Here is a 17,188-nt window from a genome sequence, read left to right on the forward strand (position 1 = left end):
TATCAGACACCCGAACCTGCGGGCACGGAGTCGGTCGCCTCCGTCCACAGATCCTGCTCGGCGCGATCCGCCTGGATCTGGCGGTACACGAGGAGCCCGCCGATGGCGGCCAGTGCGACCAGGAGAAGCTTCTTCACCGCGCGACCTCGTCTTTCGTTGACGTAGGGGACCTATGTCGGCCGATGATACACACCGGCCGATACCGATCGGTTACCTAGCTCGCAGTCGGCAACACCTCGTCCGAGGCGGGGCCCGCGAGCCAACTTCCGCCTCCGAACAACGAATCGGCCCGGCCGGGGAGTTCCCCGGCCGGGCCGATGGTGCGGTGCGGCTACCAGGACTTGAACCTGGGGCCTCTTCCTTATCAGGGAAGCGCTCTAACCGTCTGAGCTATAGCCGCGCGTTCGCTGCACCGAAAGATTAGCGCACTTCAGAGGCGTTCCCAAAATCGGTTCCGGGGGCCTCCCGAACGCCCTCCCGTGAGGGGGTCACTCGTCCTCGGCGAGGGTGAGCTCCACACCTCCGACGAAGCCCGCCGAAAGGTTGTAGATGAAGGCGCCGAGCGTGGCCAGCGCGGTCGCCAGCACCACGTCGATCACCGCGATGATCGAGGTGAACAGCAGTACCCGCGGCAGCGAGAGGAACGACTGGAGATCGAAGCCGGCACCGTCACTGGAGCCGGTGGCCTCGCTGATCGTCCCGCCGACCGTGGAGAAGACGCCCATCGCGTTCATGACCATCCACAGCACTGCCGCGGCCACGACCGTGCAGATGCCCAGGGCGATGGAGAGCAGAAAGCTGACCTTCATGACCGACCACGGATCGGCACGTGCCACCCGCAGCCGGGCCTTGCGGGTCCGCGGGGCCGTACTGGCGCCCGTACGCGGCCGGCGCACCGCCTGCCCGCCGCTCTGCCCACCGCCGGCGGGATACGCCTGAGGCGGCTGATACGGCTGCTGAGAGCCGCTCTCGGCCTCCCCCTGGGGCTGTTGCCGGGGCTGCGGCTGCGGCTGACGGGTATCGGTCACGGGTCCCCCCTGGTGCGAGCCCTCGTCTCGGGGGCCGGTGTCAGAAACAGCGGAGCCACGGGCGCTGTCATCCGTCACGGTTGCGGGTCCGGACGGGGAATCCTTCCCGGCTCCCGGTCCACCCGCTGTAGCGCCCGTGGCTCCACTCACGACCTACTCCTCGTGCTACTCCGCCGCGGGCTGCTCGCCCTCGGTCTCCGTGGGCACGGTCCCCTCGGCCGCTTCGGTCTCGTCGGGCGTCTCGCCCCCGTCGACCTCTTCGGCTTCACGACCGGCCTCGGCGTTCCATGCGATGCCGACGACGGCATCACGCTTGCCCAGGTTGATCAGTTGGACGCCCATGGTGTCACGGCCGGTCTCCCGCACCTCGTTGACCCGCGTACGGATCACGCCACCGCCGAGCGTCACCGCGAGGATCTCGTCGGTCTCCTCGACGACCAGCGCGCCGACCAGCGAACCCCGGTCCTCCACGATCTTGGCGGCCTTGATGCCCAGACCGCCGCGGCCCTGGACGCGGTACTCGTCGACCGCGGTGCGCTTGGCGTAGCCGCCGTCCGTGGCGGTGAAGACGTAGGTGTCGGCGCGAACCACGTTCATCGAGAGCAGCTCATCGCCCTCGCGGAAGCTCATGCCCTTCACACCGGAGGTGGCCCGGCCCATCGGGCGCAGCGCCTCGTCGGTCGCCGTGAAGCGGATCGACTGGGCCTTCTTGCTGATCAGCAGCAGGTCGTCGGTCTCCGACACCAGCTCGGCGCCGATCAGCTCGTCGTCCGTGCCGTCCTCCTGCTCGCGCAGGTTGATCGCGATGACACCACCGGAGCGCGGCGAGTCGTAGTCCTTGAGCGGCGTCTTCTTCACCAGGCCGGCCTTGGTGGCGAGCACCAGGTACGGCATGGCCTCGTAGTCGCGGATCGCCAGGATCTGCGCGATCTGCTCGTCCGGCTGGAAGGCGAGGAGATTGGCCACATGCTGACCCCGCGCGTCCCGCCCCGCGTCGGGGAGTTCGTACGCCTTGGCGCGGTAGACCCGGCCCTTGTTCGTGAAGAACAGCAGCCAGTGGTGGGTCGTGGAGACGAAGAAGTGGTCGACGATGTCGTCTTCCTTGAGCTTCGTGCCCCGTACGCCCTTGCCGCCGCGCTTCTGCGAGCGGTAGTCGTCGGTCTTCGTCCGCTTCACATAGCCGCCACGGGAGATCGTGACGACGATGTCCTCCTCGGCGATCAGGTCCTCGATGGACATGTCGCCCTCGAAGGGCACCAGCTTGCTGCGCCGGTCGTCGCCGAACTTCTCGACGATCGCGGCGAGTTCCTCGCTGATGATCTGGCGCTGCCGCTCCGGGGAGGCCAGGATCGCGTTGTACTCGCTGATCTTGCGCTGAAGCTCGTCGTGCTCGGCCGTGATCTTCTGGCGCTCCAGGGCGGCCAGCCGGCGCAGCTGCATCTCCAGGATCGCGTTCGCCTGGATCTCGTCGATCGTCAGCAGGCCCATCAGGCCCTCGCGCGCCACGTCGACCGTCTCACTGCGCCGGATCAGCGCGATGACCTCGTCGATGGCGTCCAGCGCCTTGAGCAGACCGCGCAGGATGTGCGCCCGCTCCTCGGCCTTGCGCAGCCGGAACTTCGTCCGGCGGACGATGACCTCGATCTGGTGCGTCACCCAGTTGCGGATGAACGCGTCCAGGGAGAGCGTGCGCGGCACACCGTCGACCAGCGCCAGCATGTTCGCGCCGAAGTTGGTCTGGAGATCGGTGTGCTTGTAGAGGTTGTTGAGGACGACCTTGGCGACCGCGTCCCGCTTGAGGACGATCACCAGGCGCTGGCCCGTACGCGAGGAGGTCTCGTCGCGGACGTCGGCGATGCCGCCGATCTTGCCGTCCTTGACCAGGTCAGCAATCTTCTGTGCGAGGTTGTCCGGGTTGGTCTGGTACGGCAGCTCCGTGACCACCAGGCACTGGCGGTTCTGGATCTCCTCGACGGCGACCACGGCACGCATCGTGATGGAGCCACGGCCGGTGCGGTACGCCTCCTCGATGCCCCGGCGGCCCACGACCAGCGCGCCGGTGGGGAAGTCGGGGCCCTTGATGCGCTCGATGAGCGCCTCCAGCAGCTCCTCGTTGGAGGCCTCGGGGTGCTCCAGCGCCCACTGGGCACCGGCCGCGACCTCGCGCAGGTTGTGCGGCGGGATGTTCGTCGCCATACCGACCGCGATACCGGCCGAGCCGTTGATCAGCAGGTTCGGGAAGCGCGCCGGCAGGACCGTCGGCTCCTGGTTACGGCCGTCGTAGTTGTCCTGGAAGTCGACGGTCTCCTCGTCGATGTCCCGCAGCATCTCCATGGAGAGCTGCTTCATCTTGCACTCGGTGTACCGCATGGCCGCGGCCGGGTCGTTGCCCGGGGAGCCGAAGTTGCCGTTGGAGTCCACCAGCGGCATCCGCATCGACCACGGCTGCGCCAGACGCACCAGGGCGTCGTAGATCGAGGAGTCGCCGTGCGGGTGGTACGTACCCATGACGTCGCCGACGACGCGGGCACACTTGTAGAAGCCCTTCTCGGGGCGGTAGCCGCCGTCGTACATCGCGTACAGCACGCGGCGGTGCACCGGCTTGAGGCCGTCCCGCACATCGGGCAGCGCACGCGAGACGATGACGGACATCGCGTAGTCGAGGTAGGAGCGCTGCATCTCCGTCTCGAGCCCGACGGGCTCGACACGCATCCCCACGCCTTCGATGGCGGCGGGCGCGCCCTCGGCGGTCACGCCGTCCGGGGTCACAGGGGGGTTCTCGTCGGCCATGGTGGTTCAAAGTCCTTTCGAGCTGCGGCTGGTGTACGGGCCGACAGGGCTCAGATGTCGAGGAAGCGGACGTCCTTGGCGTTGCGCTGGATGAACGAGCGGCGCGCCTCGACGTCCTCGCCCATCAGCACGGAGAACAGGTCGTCCGCACGGGCCGCGTCGTCCAGCGAGACCTGACCGAGGACCCGGTGGTCGGTGTCCATGGTCGTGATGCGCAGCTCCTCGGCGTTCATCTCACCGAGACCCTTGAACCGCTGGATCGAGTCCTCGCGGATCCGCTTGCCGTTCTGCTTGCCGATCTCGATCAGCGCGTCCCGCTCCGGGTCGGAGTAGGCGTACTCGAAGTCGTCCCGGCCCCACTTGATCTTGTACAGCGGCGGGCGGGAGAGGTAGACGTGCCCGGCCTCGACCAGCGGTCGCATGAAGCGGAAGAGGAAGGTGAGCAGCAGGGTGTTGATGTGCTGACCGTCGACGTCGGCGTCCGCCATCAGAATGATCTTGTGATAGCGGAGCTTCTCGATGTCGAAGTCCTCGTGCACGCCCGTGCCGAACGCAGAGATCAGCGCCTGGACCTCGTTGTTCTGGAGGATCTTGTCGAGCCTGGCCTTCTCGACGTTGAGGATCTTGCCTCGGATCGGGAGGATCGCCTGGTACTCCGGGTTCCGGCCGGACTTGGCCGAGCCGCCGGCGGAGTCACCCTCGACGATGAAGATCTCGCACTTGGTCGGGTCGTTGGACTGGCAGTCGCTCAGCTTGCCCGGCAGCGACGCCGTCTCCAGCAGGCCCTTGCGGCGGGTCAGATCGCGCGCCTTGCGGGCCGCCACGCGCGCGGTCGCGGCCTGGATGCCCTTGCGGATGATGTCCGCGGCCTCGTTGGGGTTGCGGTCCAGCCAGTCCGTGAGGTGCTCGTAGACCACCTTCTGGACGAAGGTCTTCACCTCGGTGTTGCCCAGCTTGGTCTTGGTCTGGCCCTCGAACTGCGGCTCGGCGAGCTTGACCGAGATGATCGCCGTCAGACCCTCGCGGATGTCCTCACCCGTGAGGTTGTCGTCCTTCTCGCGCAGCAGCTTCTTGTCGCGCGCATAGCGGTTGATCAGGCCCGTCAGCGCGGCGCGGAAGCCCTCTTCGTGGGTACCGCCCTCGTGGGTGTGGATGATGTTCGCGAAGCTGTAGACACCCTCGCTGTACTGGGTGTTCCACTGCATCGCGAACTCGACCGAGAGCTGGCGCTCCTTGTCCTCGGCCTCCACCGCGATCACCGTCGGGTGCACCAGCTCGCCCTTGCGCGAGTTGAGGTACGTCACGAAGTCGACGATGCCGCCCTCGTAGTGGTACCGCACCGAGAGCGGCTTGCCCTCCTCGTCCACATGGTCCGGGCGCTCGTCGGTCAGCGCGATCGTCAGACCCTTGTTGAGGAACGCCATCTCCTGGAAGCGCCGCGACAGCGTCTCGAAGCTGTACGTGGTGGTCTCGAAGATGTCGGGGTCGGCCCAGAACGTCACGGTCGTGCCGGAGTCGTCCGTCGCCTCGTGCTGGGCGAGCGGCGCGGTCGGCACACCGAGCTTGTACTCCTGCGTCCAGCGGTAGCCGTCCGTGCGGACCTCGACCGCCACCCGCTGCGACAGCGCGTTCACGACGGAGACACCCACGCCGTGCAGACCACCGGAGACCGCGTAGCCGCCGCCGCCGAACTTGCCGCCGGCGTGCAGCACCGTCATCACGACCTCGACGGCCGGCTTGTTCTCCGACGACACGATGCCGACCGGGATACCGCGGCCGTTGTCGACGACGCGGACGCCGCCGTCCGCCAGGAGCGTCACCGTGATGGTGTCCGCGTGGCCCGCCAGCGCCTCGTCGACGGAGTTGTCGACGACCTCTTGCACGAGGTGGTGCAGACCACGCTCGCCCGTCGAGCCGATGTACATGCCAGGGCGCTTGCGGACCGCGTCCAGGCCTTCGAGGACGGTGATCGCACTGGCGTCATACGACTTCTCCACCGCGGAGTCGCCCATGGCGCCGGCAGGAACCCCCTCTTCAGTAGAAGCCGTGTTGTTCTCGTTGAGGTCGCCGGAGTCGGCCACGAAGCGCCCTTTCTGGCACAGCACGAGCCCTTCCGCGCCTGTGGGATTCACCCCTGGGAAGACAGGCGGGAGCGGCTGCGTCGTTCGACATGTTCCGCGAGTGGGCGGGATTGGCACCAGTCTACCGGTAGCGCTGACACTCATGGGGGTTTGCAGGCACCTGAGTCGTCATGTGCCGCCCTGAACTGCCGTCCGCCGACTCCCCATATTCGAGAAGGGGCCTCAGGGCGCTCAAGCGGGCACTCAGCGCTTCCGGCTGTCAACCGGCGGCTACCGTGAGCGGGGTCTCACCCGCCTCACCCGTAGAGGGGGTGCGCGGGGCTCAGCCGTAGGTGTCGCCGGGGCCCTTGCTTCCCGGTGCCCGCAGCGATCCGTACCGGCGTGCGGGGCCTCCCGGACCGAGCACCTTGAGCATCTTCACGGTGCCGTGGCCCAGGTCCTCGTTGAGGCGGGCCACCAGCGTCGGGGCCAGCAGCCGCAGCTGCGTCGCCCAGGCCGTCGAATCGCACTGGACGGTCAGCACCCGTGCGTCCTCGTCGTACTTCTGCGGCTCACAGTGCTGGGCCACCTCGGGCCCGACCAGCTGCGGCCAGCGCCCCATCACCCCGCCGACCGCGGCCGGGGTCTCCCAGCCGCGCTCCGTGATCAGCCGGTTGATCGCCGCTCCGAGCGGCAGCGGATCGCGGCCGTCGGCCCGTGCGCCCGAGCGCAACCCGCCGCGCCTCGCCTGCTTCTTCTGCTGGGCTGCCGCGCCCCGCGCCCGCGCCTGCTCCTTCGCGGCCACGAGCGCCTGCCGGGCCAGATCCACGCCGGAGAGCTCCGGAGGCTTGGGCCGGTCGGGCTGCTCCTCGCTCACGGATTCACCTTCTCCGCGGCGCCGTCGGACACCGCATAGCGCGCCCCGGCCAGGACGCCCGGCACATCGTCGTCCACCGCGGCGGTCACCAGCACCTGCTCGCCCGGAGCCACCAGCTCCGCCAGCCGCTCGCGGCGCCGGGCGTCCAGCTCGGCGAAGACGTCGTCGAGCACGAGCACCGGCTCGTTGCCCTCGGCGCGCAGCAGGTCGTACGAGGCCAGCCGCAGCGCCAGCGCATAGGACCAGGACTCGCCATGGCTGGCGTAGCCCTTCGCCGGGAGCTGCCCCAGCTTGAGCACCAGATCGTCGCGGTGCGGGCCGACCAGCGTCACCCCGCGCTCGATCTCTCCCTTACGGGCCTCGCCGAGCGCCGCCAGCAGCACGCCGTACAGCTCCTCGCGGGTCGTGGCGTCGGCCATCGCCTCGCCCGCCGAACCGCGGTACTCCAGCGCCAGCGGCCCGCCGCCCGGCGCCAGCTGCTCGTAGGCCTTGTCCGCGAGCGGCTGAAGCGTGGCGATCAGATCGAGCCGCTGGGCCAGCAGCTCGGCACCCGCGCGGGCCAGATGCTGGTCCCAGACGTCCAGCGTCGACAGATCCATCTGCCGCCCGCCGTGCCTGCGCGCCAACGCGGCGGTTTTCAACAGGGTGTTGCGCTGCTTGAGGACGCGGTCGTAGTCCGAGCGCACCCCGGCCATCCGCGGCGAACGTGCGGTGATCAGCTCGTCCAGGAACCGCCGGCGCTCCCCCGGATCGCCCTTGACCAGTGCCAGATCCTCCGGCGCGAACAGCACCGTCCGGACGATCCCCAGCACATCCCGCGGCCTGACCTGGGAGGAGCGGTTGATCCTGGCACGGTTGGCCTTGCCCGGATTGAGCTCCAGCTCGACCAGCTGCTGCCGCTCGCCCTGGACGACCGCGGCCCGGATGATCGCCCGCTCGGTGCCCATCCGCACCAGCGGGGCGTCCGAGGAGACCCGGTGGCTGCCGAGCGTGGCGAGATAGCCGACCGCCTCGACGAGATTGGTCTTGCCCTGGCCGTTGGGGCCCACGAAAGCCGTGACGCCCGGATCGAGCGGAACCTCGACCCGGGCGTACGAGCGGAAGTCGGCGAGAGACAGATGCGATACGTGCATTGCTGGGCGCCGACCTCTCCGGCTGCTGTGTGCTGGTGCTGCCTGTTGCTTGTGGTTGCTGTGGTGCTGCTGGCTACTTCTTGCCCTCGACCGCGTGGCCACCGAACTGGTTGCGCAGCGCGGCGATCATCTTCATCTGCGGGGAGTCGTCCTGACGGGAGGCGAAGCGCGCGAAGAGCGAGGCCGTGATCGCGGGCAGCGGCACGGCGTTGTCGATCGCGGCCTCGACCGTCCAGCGGCCCTCACCGGAGTCTGCGGCGTAGCCGCGCAGCGCGTCGAGGTGCTCGTCGTCGTCGAGGGCGTTGACGGCCAGGTCGAGCAGCCAGGAACGGATGACCGTGCCCTCCTGCCAGGAGCGGAAGACCTCGCGCACGTCGGTGACGGAGTCGACCTTCTCCAGCAGCTCCCAGCCCTCGGCATAGGCCTGCATCATCGCGTACTCGATGCCGTTGTGGACCATCTTCGCGAAGTGGCCGGCGCCGACCTTGCCGGCGTGCACCGAGCCGAACTTCCCCTCGGGCTTGAGGGCGTCGAAGACCGGCTGCACCTTGGCGACATCGTCCTTGTCGCCGCCGTACATCAGCGCATAGCCGTTCTCCAGGCCCCAGACGCCTCCGGAGACACCGCAGTCGACGAAGCCGATGCCCTTGGCCTTCAGCTCCTCGGCGTGCTTCTCGTCGTCGGTCCAGCGGGAGTTGCCGCCGTCCACGACGATGTCGCCCGGCGAGAGCAGCTCGGCCAGTTCGTCGATCGTGGACTGGGTGGCGGCACCGGCCGGCACCATGACCCAGACCACCCGCGGACCCTTGAGCTTGTCCACCAGCCCCTGGAGGCTGTTGACATCCGCCACGTCGGGGTTGCGGTCGTATCCGATGACGGTGTGGCCGGCGCGGCGAATGCGCTCGCGCATATTGCCGCCCATCTTGCCGAGACCGACGAGACCGAGCTCCATCAGAGACCCTCTTTGCACGTAGTCGTTGCTGTTCGTACCCGAGTCCGAGCCTACGCCCGCAGGTCCGTGCACACCTGTGGGCTCAGCCGCTCATCAGGGGCTCTTCAGCCGGTCGCCGCAAGGCCCGCGGCCAGGGCGCCGGCCGGTGTCTGCCGGGCAGCGCTCCCTTGGCCGTACGGCCGTCAGCCCGAGAGCCGCACGGGCATGATCAGGTACTTGTACGCGTCGTCGGCCTCGGCGTCCTTGGCCGGCCGGCCGCTCAGCAGCGCGGGCTTGGTCGAGGTCGTGAAGGACAGCTGCGCCACCGGGGAGTCGATGGCCGACAGGCCCTCCAGGAGGAAGCCGGGGTTGAAGGCGATCGAGATGTCGTCGCCGTCCAGGTCGGCGTCGACCCTCTCCACAGCCTGTGCGTCGTCGCTGGAGCCGGCCTCCAGGATCAGCACACCCTGCTCGAAGCTCAGCCGGACCGGAGTGTTCCGCTCAGCCACCAGTGCCACACGCTTGACGGCCTCGACGAACGGGGCGGTCTCGATCACGGCGACCGAATTGAACTCGGTCGGGAAGAGCGTGCGGTACTTCGGCAGGTCGCCTTCCAGCAGACGTGTCGTCGTCCGCCGCCCGGCGCCCTCGAAGCCGATCAGGCCCTCGCCCTGGCCGGAGCCGGACAGCGCGAGCGTGACGGTGTCGCCGCTGCTCAGGGACTTGGCGGTGTCCAGCAGCGTCTTGGCGGGCACCAGCGCGACCGCGGAGGCGTCCGGGCTCTCCGGCTTCCACAGGAACTCGCGCACCGCGAAGCGGTAACGGTCGGTGGAGGCCAGGGTGACGGTGTCGCCCTCGATCTCGATCCGGACGCCGGTGAGCACCGGGAGGGTGTCGTCACGGCCGGCGGCGATGGCGACCTGGGCGGCAGCGGCGGCGAAGACCTCACCGGGGACGGTGCCGGTGGCGGTGGGCATCGTCGGCAGGGACGGGTACTCCTCCACAGGAAGGGTGTGGAGGGTGAAGCGCGAGGAGCCGCAGACGACGGTGACCCGTACACCGTCGGTGGAAATCTCCACCGGGCGGTTGGGGAGCGCACGGCAGATGTCGGCGAGCAGCCGGCCGGAGACGAGGACGGTGCCTTCCTCTTCGACCTCGGCGTCCACCGAAACCCGCGCGGAGACCTCGTAGTCGAAGCCGGAGAGGCTCAGCGTGCCGTCCTCCGTCTTCAGCAGCAGGCCCGCGAGGACGGGCACCGGCGGACGGGCCGGGAGGCTCTTGGCCGCCCAGGCCACTGCCTCCGCGAGTACATCGCGCTCCACCCGGATCTTCACCGGAAACCGCCTCCTGCTGTTGCTGGCTCTTCGCCCTGCTGGCCTTCGTCGTCGGCTGGGTTGCCGGAGACCAGTCTGACGCACGCCACCGACAGTCGGTGCGGCTCGGGGTCAAGTCGGCTCGACCGATGGCGGACGCTCGGCGGCCAACTTGTGCACAGGCCCCGTTTCCGAACGAGTTCCCCGGTAGATATCCGTGGTCGTAGTAGTAGGGGCTGTGGAAACCGTGGACAACTGCTTTTGCGCAGGTCAACCCGGATTTTTTGTCCACTGCCCCTGTGGGTGGCGGTCGTGGATAAGCCGGTGGTTCTGTGGACCGCCAGAAGTTCTGCACACCCGATGCACAGGGGACAGGTACTTCTCCCCAGTGCCGTCCCCAGCTTTACCCACGTTCCCCACAGCCCAATCAATCACCTTGGTGTGACCGCTTTCACTCGGCCCGGTGAGAGCGGGTGTTGCGTTGCCGAACAGTGGACAGCGGTGTGGAGAAGCCGGGGATTGCTGGGGACAACAGCGGCTTGCCTGTGGGCGGGCGGTGGACAAGCCGCGACCCCTCCTGTGGACGAATCTTCTGTCCACACCCTGTGGAGGAAGGTTGGCCACAAATCCACACGCGGTTGACCTCCTCCGATGCCCCGTCAGAACACCGGCCTGTGGATCCCACAGGGATAACTTTCCCCTCCCCAGGATGTGGACGGAAGATTCTTGCCCAATCTGTGGAGAGAAGCCGTGACCGGCCGCGGAATCGAACACGGGCGGCGCGCTCCACAGGTTTGGGACGGCGTCGGGGCGGATCGGACCGGGGCGTAGAGGGCGCGGGAGAGCCTCGGAACGGGCGCGGGAGACGTACGTGGATGCGTGCAGAGGCGCCCCGGGAGGGCTTGAGGGGCGGTGCGGGAGGAGACGGGGAGGCATGAGGAACGTGTGGGAGGCACGGGAGGCACGGGAGGCCCAAGGGGCGAGGGCGCTTCCCCCGACGACCGCTCCCCGTACGACGAAGGGCGCTCCGGGAGCGGATCCGGAGCGCCCTGGGACGTCCTGCGGTGGCGACGGGCCGACGGAGGCCGGCCTCAGCCGTTCTTGATGCGGTTGGTCAGCTCGGTGACCTGGTTGTAGATCGAGCGTCGCTCGGCCATCAGCGCGCGGATCTTGCGGTCGGCGTGCATCACGGTCGTATGGTCCCGGCCGCCGAACTGCGCGCCGATCTTCGGCAGCGAGAGATCGGTCAGCTCGCGGCACAGATACATGGCGATCTGGCGGGCGGTCACCAGCACCCGGCTGCGCGACGAGCCGCACAGGTCGTCGATGGTCAGCCCGAAGTAGTCGGCGGTGGAGGCCATGATCGCGGTCGCGGTGATTTCCGGCGCGGCATCCTCACCACCGGGGATCAGGTCCTTCAGCACGATCTCGGTCAGCCCGAGGTCCACCGGCTGCCGGTTGAGCGAGGCGAACGCGGTGACCCGGATCAGCGCGCCCTCCAGCTCACGGATGTTGCGCGAGATCCGGGACGCGATGAACTCCAGCACCTCCGGCGGCGCGTTCAGCTGCTCCTGCACCGCCTTCTTGCGCAGGATCGCGATCCGGGTCTCCAGCTCGGGCGGCTGGACGTCGGTGATCAGGCCCCACTCGAAGCGGTTGCGCAGCCGGTCCTCCAGGGTGACCAGCTGCTTGGGCGGCCGGTCACTGGAGAGCACGATCTGCTTGTTCGCGTTGTGCAGCGTATTGAAGGTGTGGAAGAACTCCTCCTGCGTCGACTCCTTGCTCGCCAGGAACTGGATGTCGTCGACCAGCAGGATGTCCATGTCGCGGTAGCGCTTGCGGAACGCGTCCGCCTTGCCGTCGCGGATGGAGTTGATGAACTCGTTGGTGAACTCCTCCGAGCTCACGTACCGCACCCGGGTGCCCGGATACAGGCTCCGCGCATAGTGCCCGATCGCATGCAGCAGATGGGTCTTGCCCAGCCCCGATTCCCCGTAGATGAACAGCGGGTTGTACGCCTTGGCCGGGGCCTCGGCGACGGCGACCGCGGCAGCGTGCGCAAAGCGGTTCGAGGCACCGATGACGAAGGTGTCGAAGAGGTACTTCGGGTTCAGCCGCGCGGTCGGCTCACCGGGGCCGGTCGCCGGCGCGGGCTGCGCGGCGAGCGGGCTGGGCGCTCCGCTGGGCGCGGGAAGCATGCTGCCGGGACCGCCCGTGCGGCCGTTGTGCCCGCCGGGCTGGTGCTCGGAGAGGTCGCGCCGCGGCTGGTCATAGGGGGAGCGCGGACCGTCGGAGTGCTGCGGCGGCCCACTGCGGTCGGGCGCCTGCCCGCGGTAGTCGTTCTGCCGCTGCTGATGCTGCGATACATGGGACGACGGCGAGGCGTACGGGTCGCGCTCGGGGAAGCCGCCGAGGTGTTGCTGCTGCCAGCCGTAGTCGTCGCGCGGTCCGGGGCCGCCGGCCATGTGGGAGGAGTGCTGCGGCCAGCCGCCGGGCTCGTGCCGGGGCTGCTGGTAGTCCGGGTAGGCGGGCCGGACGCCGGGCAGATCGTCGCCCTGGTGCCCGTAGCCCTGCCGGTTGTCGCGCCGGTTGTCGTGCCGGGCTTCGTAGCCGTCGTAGGCATCGTGCTGCTGTGGTGACTGATGCGACGGCTGATGGCGCGGGGCGTGCTGCTGGGGCGACTGGTGCTGCGGAGACTCATGCTGAGGCGCGGGCGGTGCGGACTGCGCCGGGGGCTCCTCAGCGGAGTCGTCGACGGTGATCGCGATCCGGATCGGGCGGCCGCACTCATGGCTGAGGGCCTCTCCGATCAGCGGCGCCAGCCGGCCTTCGAGCACGCCCTTGGCGAATTCATTGGGAACGGCGAGCAGTGCGGTGTCGGCGACCAGCGCCAGCGGCTGGGTGCGCTTGAGCCAGTCCTGGTCCTTGGGCTTGAGGCCGTCGGCCTCCGCACGAAGGAGATGGTCGAGCACGCGCGGCCACACTGCGGCAAGATCGGCAGGTACATCAGCCACGGGGCACGCTCTCTCAGCAGTCCCACGAATGTGTGATTCTCAGGACGGGCGGGAAGGAATCGGAGTTCAGCCACGGTAGTCAGGGCGGGCCTGGTGATTCAAGTTGTTGTCCACAGGCTGTGCATAGTGTGTCCTGACAAGCGGCTCGTCGGCGCCGCCGAGAAGCCGGTTTGACCGGATGGCGTAGCCGCGCGTACCGTGACCAGGTCGAGTTGTCGATGGCTGCTGCCGCCTGCCTCCGATGGGCAAAGATCACGCTCGAGTGATCGTGTAGCGGTGCACTTAGGCGTTGCGAGCTACTCGTGGGCGCACGGTGACAGCCAGTCGACGCCCCACATCTGTCTCTGCTGAGGCAACAAGCATTCCTGGAGCCCCCGAGTGAGCAAGCGCACCTTCCAGCCGAACAACCGCCGCCGCGCGAAGACCCACGGCTTCCGTCTGCGCATGCGGACCCGCGCCGGCCGCGCGATCCTGGCGACCCGCCGTGGCAAGGGTCGCTCCCGCCTGTCGGCCTGAGCAGCCTGAACCCAGGTCCATGACGTGCTGCCTACCGAGAATCGGCTGAGGCGGCGCGAGGACTTTGCGACCGCGGTACGCCGGGGACGCAGGGCCGGGCGCCCGCTCCTTGTCGTTCATTTCCGCAGTGGTGCAACGGACCCGCACGGGTCGGGGGAAAGTGTTCCCTCGGCACGTGCGGGTTTCGTCGTGAGCAAGGCAGTGGGCAACGCTGTCGTGCGCAACAAGGTCAAGCGCCGGCTTCGGCATCTCGTGCGCGACCGGCTGGACCGGCTGCCCGCCGGTAGCCTGGTTGTCGTACGGGCCCTGCCCTGCGCGGGTGATGCAGATCACGACCAGCTGGCCCGCGACCTGGATGCCGCCCTCGAGCGGCTGCTGGGAGGGGTGCCGAGAGGCTGCAATCCCCCGGGGGCTGCGACCGACGGCGGATGCGCCGCGGGCCCCCGGAACCCCGGACGGGACCCGGGAGGGAGCGCACAGTGAAGTACCCGCTGCTGCTTTTGATCAAGATCTATCAGTGGACCATCAGCCCCCTGCTGGGACCGGTCTGCAAGTACTACCCGTCGTGCTCGCACTATGGCTACACGGCCATCGACCGGCACGGCGCGGTGAAAGGGACTGCGCTGACAGCTTGGCGCATCCTGCGATGCAATCCGTGGTCGCTCGGTGGCGTCGACCACGTCCCTCCCCGGAAGCGTCCGGTTTGGCATCAGCGGCTGAGGAGCCGCCTGGGCGGGCCCACCGTCCCTGAGCCTGTCGCCCAGCCCGAGACTCAGCCCAACGCCCAAGGAGCCTGATTCGTGGACACGATCCTCGGTCCCCTCTATATCGCTGTTTCCTGGATCATCGTCCAGTTCCACTCGTTCTACAGCCTCATCTTTGACAGGGACAGTGGCGCGGCGTGGGGTCTGTCCATCGTCTCGCTGGTGGTGCTGATCCGTATCTGCTTGATCCCGCTGTTTGTGAAGCAGATCAAGTCGACGCGGAACATGCAGGCGCTCCAGCCGAAGATGAAGGCGATCCAGGAGCGCTACAAGAGCGACAAGCAGCGCCAGTCCGAAGAGATGATGAAGCTCTACAAGGAGACGGGCACCAACCCGCTCTCGAGCTGTCTCCCGATTCTGGCCCAGTCGCCGTTCTTCATCTCGCTGTATCAGGTGCTGAACCACATCGCCCAGAACAAGGTGGTCGGTGTCATCGACCAGCCGCTTCTGGAGAGCGCGCAGAAGGCCCACATCTTCGGTGCGCCGCTGGCGGCGAAGTTCATGGACAGCGCGGAGAAGATCCAGAGCCTGGGTGCTTCCGTGGTCGACGTCCGCGTGGTCACGATCATCATGATCGTCCTGATGTCGGCGTCGCAGTTCTACACGCAGCGCCAGCTGATGACTAAGAACGTCGACCTCACGGTGAAGACGCCGTTCATGCAGCAGCAGAAGATGCTGATGTACGTCTTCCCCATCATGTTCGCCGTCTTCGGCATCAACTTCCCCGTCGGTGTGCTCGTCTACTGGCTGACCACCAACGTGTGGACCATGGGCCAGCAGATGTTCGTCATCCGTCGTAACCCGACTCCGGGCAGCAAGGCCTTCGCGGAGCGCCAGGAGCGGCTGCGGGCCGCGGGCAAGGTCGTCGAGGACCCGGCCGAGATCGCCGCGAAGCAGGCCGTCGAAGAGGCGCGCCAGAACCGTCAGCAGCCCAAGCGCCAGACGAAGTCCAAGCGGCAGACCGGCGGCGCTCCGGTCGGCGGTGCGCAGAACCGTACGCGTGCCGGATCGGCGTCGGGTGGCACGGACGCAGGTCAGGGTGCTGCGAAGAAGCAGTCGCTGGAGAAGAAGGACGCGCAGGACGGCAAGGAGAAGGGCGGCGCCTCCGGGTCCCGCACCACCAAGTCCGGACAGCGCAAGGGCCAGCAGCGCCCCAAGCACCCGACGAAGAAGTAAGAAGGAGTCCTTTCGTGACGGACACGACCCCTGCCACCAAGGGCACCGACACCCTGACCCGCCTGGAGCAGGAAGGCGAGATCGCGGCCGACTACCTCGAGGGTCTGCTGGACATCGCCGACCTCGACGGCGACATCGACATGGATGTCGAGGCCGACCGTGCCGCTGTGTCGATCATCAGTGACTCGACCAGCCGTGACCTCCAGAAGCTGGTGGGCCGCGACGGCGAGGTGCTGGAGGCCCTTCAGGAGCTGACCCGGCTTGCCGTTCACCGTGAGACCGGTGACCGCAGCCGTCTGATGCTGGACATCGCCGGCTTCCGGGCGCGTAAGCGTGAGGAGCTTGCGGAGATCGGTGCGAAGGCGGCCGAGGAGGTCAAGGGCACCGGCGAGCCGCTGAAGCTCGACCCCATGACGCCGTTCGAGCGCAAGGTCGTCCACGACGCGGTGGCGGCGGCCGGGCTCCGGAGCGAGTCCGAGGGCGAGGAGCCGCAGCGCCGAGTGGTTGTCCTCCCGGCCTGACCGCTCAGCGCTCCCGTTTTCTTTGGCCCCGTCTGCTCGCAGGCGGGGCCAAAAGTTGTCAGCGTTCTGTGTTATCCCGGGGGCGTAACCCGGGTTCCCGGCAGGAAAAGCAGTCCAGAGGAAGGGCGGTTCCCGTGACGGAGGAAGCAGCGGAGCTCCCTCCTGCGCCGCAGGCGGCGGAGGAGGTTTTCGGCGAGCGCTTTCCGGAGGCTGTGCGGTACGGCGAACTGCTCGCCGACGCCGGGGTGAAGCGTGGGCTCATCGGCCCGCGTGAGGTGCCACGGCTGTGGGAGCGGCATCTGTTGAACTGCGCGGTGCTCTCCGAGGTGGTGCCCGAGGGAGTCTCGGTCTGCGATGTGGGCTCGGGGGCCGGGCTGCCCGGTATCCCGCTGGCTCTGGTGCGGCCGGACCTGAAGATCATGCTGCTGGAGCCGCTGCTGCGACGGACGAACTTCCTCCAGGAGGTCGTCGAGCTGCTCGGGCTGGACCATGTGACGGTGGTGCGCGGGCGGGCCGAAGAGGTCATGGGGAAGCTTCCCCAGGTGCATGTGGTGACGGCGCGTGCCGTTGCCCCGCTCGACCGGCTGGCCGGCTGGGGCGTTCCGCTGCTGCGTCCTTACGGCGAGATGCTGGCGCTCAAGGGCGATGCCGCGGAGGAGGAGCTCAAGGGAGCCCGGGCCGCGCTGAGCAAGCTCGGCGTGGTGGAGACCTCGGTGGTGCACGTGGGCGAGGGCATCGTGGATCCGCCCTCGACCGTCGTGCGGGTCGAGGTGGGCGAGAGCCCCGGCGGTGTGCGCTTTGCGGCCAAGCGGGCGAAGGCGGCTCGGGTGGGCCGTGCATCGAGGGGGCGCCGGCGCTGACGTCCTGGTGCCGGAGCCTTACAGGCCGGCATGGAGGCACTGGCTTTCCGTTCCGCGAGGGAGCGGAACGTGCGAATTTCGTAAATGCCATCAAAACGACACAAGACGGAGTGTCGCGGCTAATTCAGGCGCGACGCTGGCATCGTGTTTCACGTGAAACGTCGTTCTCTGCTGCAAGGGATCATCGGTCGCGGTCGTGCGGCCG

14 protein-coding genes, 1 tRNA gene and 1 pseudogene are annotated in these 17,188 nt (G+C 68.2%); 6 read left to right on the forward strand and 10 right to left on the reverse strand.

Annotated elements, in window-relative coordinates; all coding sequences use genetic code 11:
• Positions 1–2: 2 nt before the first annotated feature.
• From IF67_RS45260 to dnaA, 10 genes are all read right to left on the reverse strand, one after another.
• The gene (locus IF67_RS45260; protein ID WP_003958712.1) at positions 3–137 is read right to left on the reverse strand and encodes a DLW-39 family protein; all 135 of its coding nucleotides are present in this window, start codon (positions 135–137) and stop codon (positions 3–5) included.
• A gap of 189 nt (positions 138–326) precedes the next feature.
• Positions 327–400: transfer RNA gene (locus tag IF67_RS0128805), tRNA-Ile, on the reverse strand.
• Positions 401–488: 88 nt separating this feature from the next.
• Positions 489–1,178, reverse strand: coding sequence for a DUF3566 domain-containing protein (locus IF67_RS0128810; protein WP_078889683.1), 690 nt, complete (start codon positions 1,176–1,178; stop codon positions 489–491).
• 15 nt (positions 1,179–1,193) lie between these two features.
• Positions 1,194–3,818, reverse strand: coding sequence for a DNA gyrase subunit A (gene gyrA, locus IF67_RS0128815; RefSeq protein WP_030990568.1), 2,625 nt, complete (start codon positions 3,816–3,818; stop codon positions 1,194–1,196).
• 50 nt (positions 3,819–3,868) lie between these two features.
• Positions 3,869–5,923: a DNA topoisomerase (ATP-hydrolyzing) subunit B gene (gene gyrB / locus IF67_RS0128820; protein ID WP_030990570.1), complete on the reverse strand. Its 2,055-nt coding sequence runs from the start codon at positions 5,921–5,923 to the stop codon at positions 3,869–3,871.
• Positions 5,924–6,221: 298 nt separating this feature from the next.
• Positions 6,222–6,755 (reverse strand): DUF721 domain-containing protein, encoded by a 534-nt coding sequence (locus IF67_RS0128825; RefSeq protein ID WP_030990571.1) that lies wholly within the window; start codon positions 6,753–6,755, stop codon positions 6,222–6,224.
• On the reverse strand, positions 6,752–7,888 hold the full coding sequence (gene recF, locus IF67_RS0128830; protein WP_030990574.1) for a DNA replication/repair protein RecF: 1,137 nt from the start codon (positions 7,886–7,888) through the stop codon (positions 6,752–6,754). Before recF ends, IF67_RS0128825 begins: the two co-directional genes overlap by 4 nt.
• 73 nt (positions 7,889–7,961) lie before the next feature.
• Complete coding sequence (gnd, locus tag IF67_RS0128835; RefSeq protein WP_030990576.1) at positions 7,962–8,840, reverse strand: phosphogluconate dehydrogenase (NAD(+)-dependent, decarboxylating); 879 nt, start codon at positions 8,838–8,840, stop codon at positions 7,962–7,964.
• A 182-nt stretch (positions 8,841–9,022) separates the two neighbouring features.
• Positions 9,023–10,153 (reverse strand): DNA polymerase III subunit beta, encoded by a 1,131-nt coding sequence (gene dnaN / locus IF67_RS0128840; protein ID WP_018092092.1) that lies wholly within the window; start codon positions 10,151–10,153, stop codon positions 9,023–9,025.
• Between the two features lie 1,070 nt (positions 10,154–11,223).
• Positions 11,224–13,146 carry a chromosomal replication initiator protein DnaA gene (gene dnaA / locus IF67_RS0128845; RefSeq protein WP_078889684.1) on the reverse strand — a complete coding sequence of 641 codons (1,923 nt, stop codon included), beginning with the start codon at positions 13,144–13,146 and terminating at the stop codon, positions 11,224–11,226.
• A 378-nt stretch (positions 13,147–13,524) separates the two neighbouring features.
• On the opposite strand from dnaA, the gene rpmH reads away from it, so the two are divergent.
• The 6 genes and pseudogenes from rpmH (at position 13,525) to rsmG (ending at position 16,983) form a co-directional block, all read left to right on the forward strand.
• The gene (gene rpmH / locus IF67_RS0128850) at positions 13,525–13,662 is read left to right on the forward strand and encodes a 50S ribosomal protein L34 (protein ID WP_030990579.1); all 138 of its coding nucleotides are present in this window, start codon (positions 13,525–13,527) and stop codon (positions 13,660–13,662) included.
• Between the two features lie 24 nt (positions 13,663–13,686).
• A pseudogene (gene rnpA, locus IF67_RS0128855) lies at positions 13,687–14,055 on the forward strand (ribonuclease P protein component); the annotation flags it as partial.
• Positions 14,056–14,141: 86 nt separating this feature from the next.
• Positions 14,142–14,459 carry a membrane protein insertion efficiency factor YidD gene (gene yidD / locus IF67_RS0128860; protein WP_006604423.1) on the forward strand — a complete coding sequence of 106 codons (318 nt, stop codon included), beginning with the start codon at positions 14,142–14,144 and terminating at the stop codon, positions 14,457–14,459.
• A 3-nt stretch (positions 14,460–14,462) separates the two neighbouring features.
• Positions 14,463–15,602, forward strand: a complete 1,140-nt coding sequence (gene yidC, locus IF67_RS0128865) for a membrane protein insertase YidC (RefSeq protein WP_030990583.1) — start codon at positions 14,463–14,465, stop codon at positions 15,600–15,602.
• Positions 15,603–15,616: 14 nt separating this feature from the next.
• Positions 15,617–16,123, forward strand: coding sequence for a protein jag (locus IF67_RS0128870; protein WP_030075718.1), 507 nt, complete (start codon positions 15,617–15,619; stop codon positions 16,121–16,123).
• 134 nt (positions 16,124–16,257) lie between these two features.
• Positions 16,258–16,983 carry a 16S rRNA (guanine(527)-N(7))-methyltransferase RsmG gene (gene rsmG, locus IF67_RS0128875; protein ID WP_030990584.1) on the forward strand — a complete coding sequence of 242 codons (726 nt, stop codon included), beginning with the start codon at positions 16,258–16,260 and terminating at the stop codon, positions 16,981–16,983.
• Positions 16,984–17,188 lie beyond the last annotated feature (205 nt).

The sequence above is a fragment of the Streptomyces sp. NRRL S-1813 genome (assembly GCF_000719605.1).
GTDB classification, from domain to species: Bacteria; Actinomycetota; Actinomycetes; order Streptomycetales; family Streptomycetaceae; genus Streptomyces; species Streptomyces decoyicus.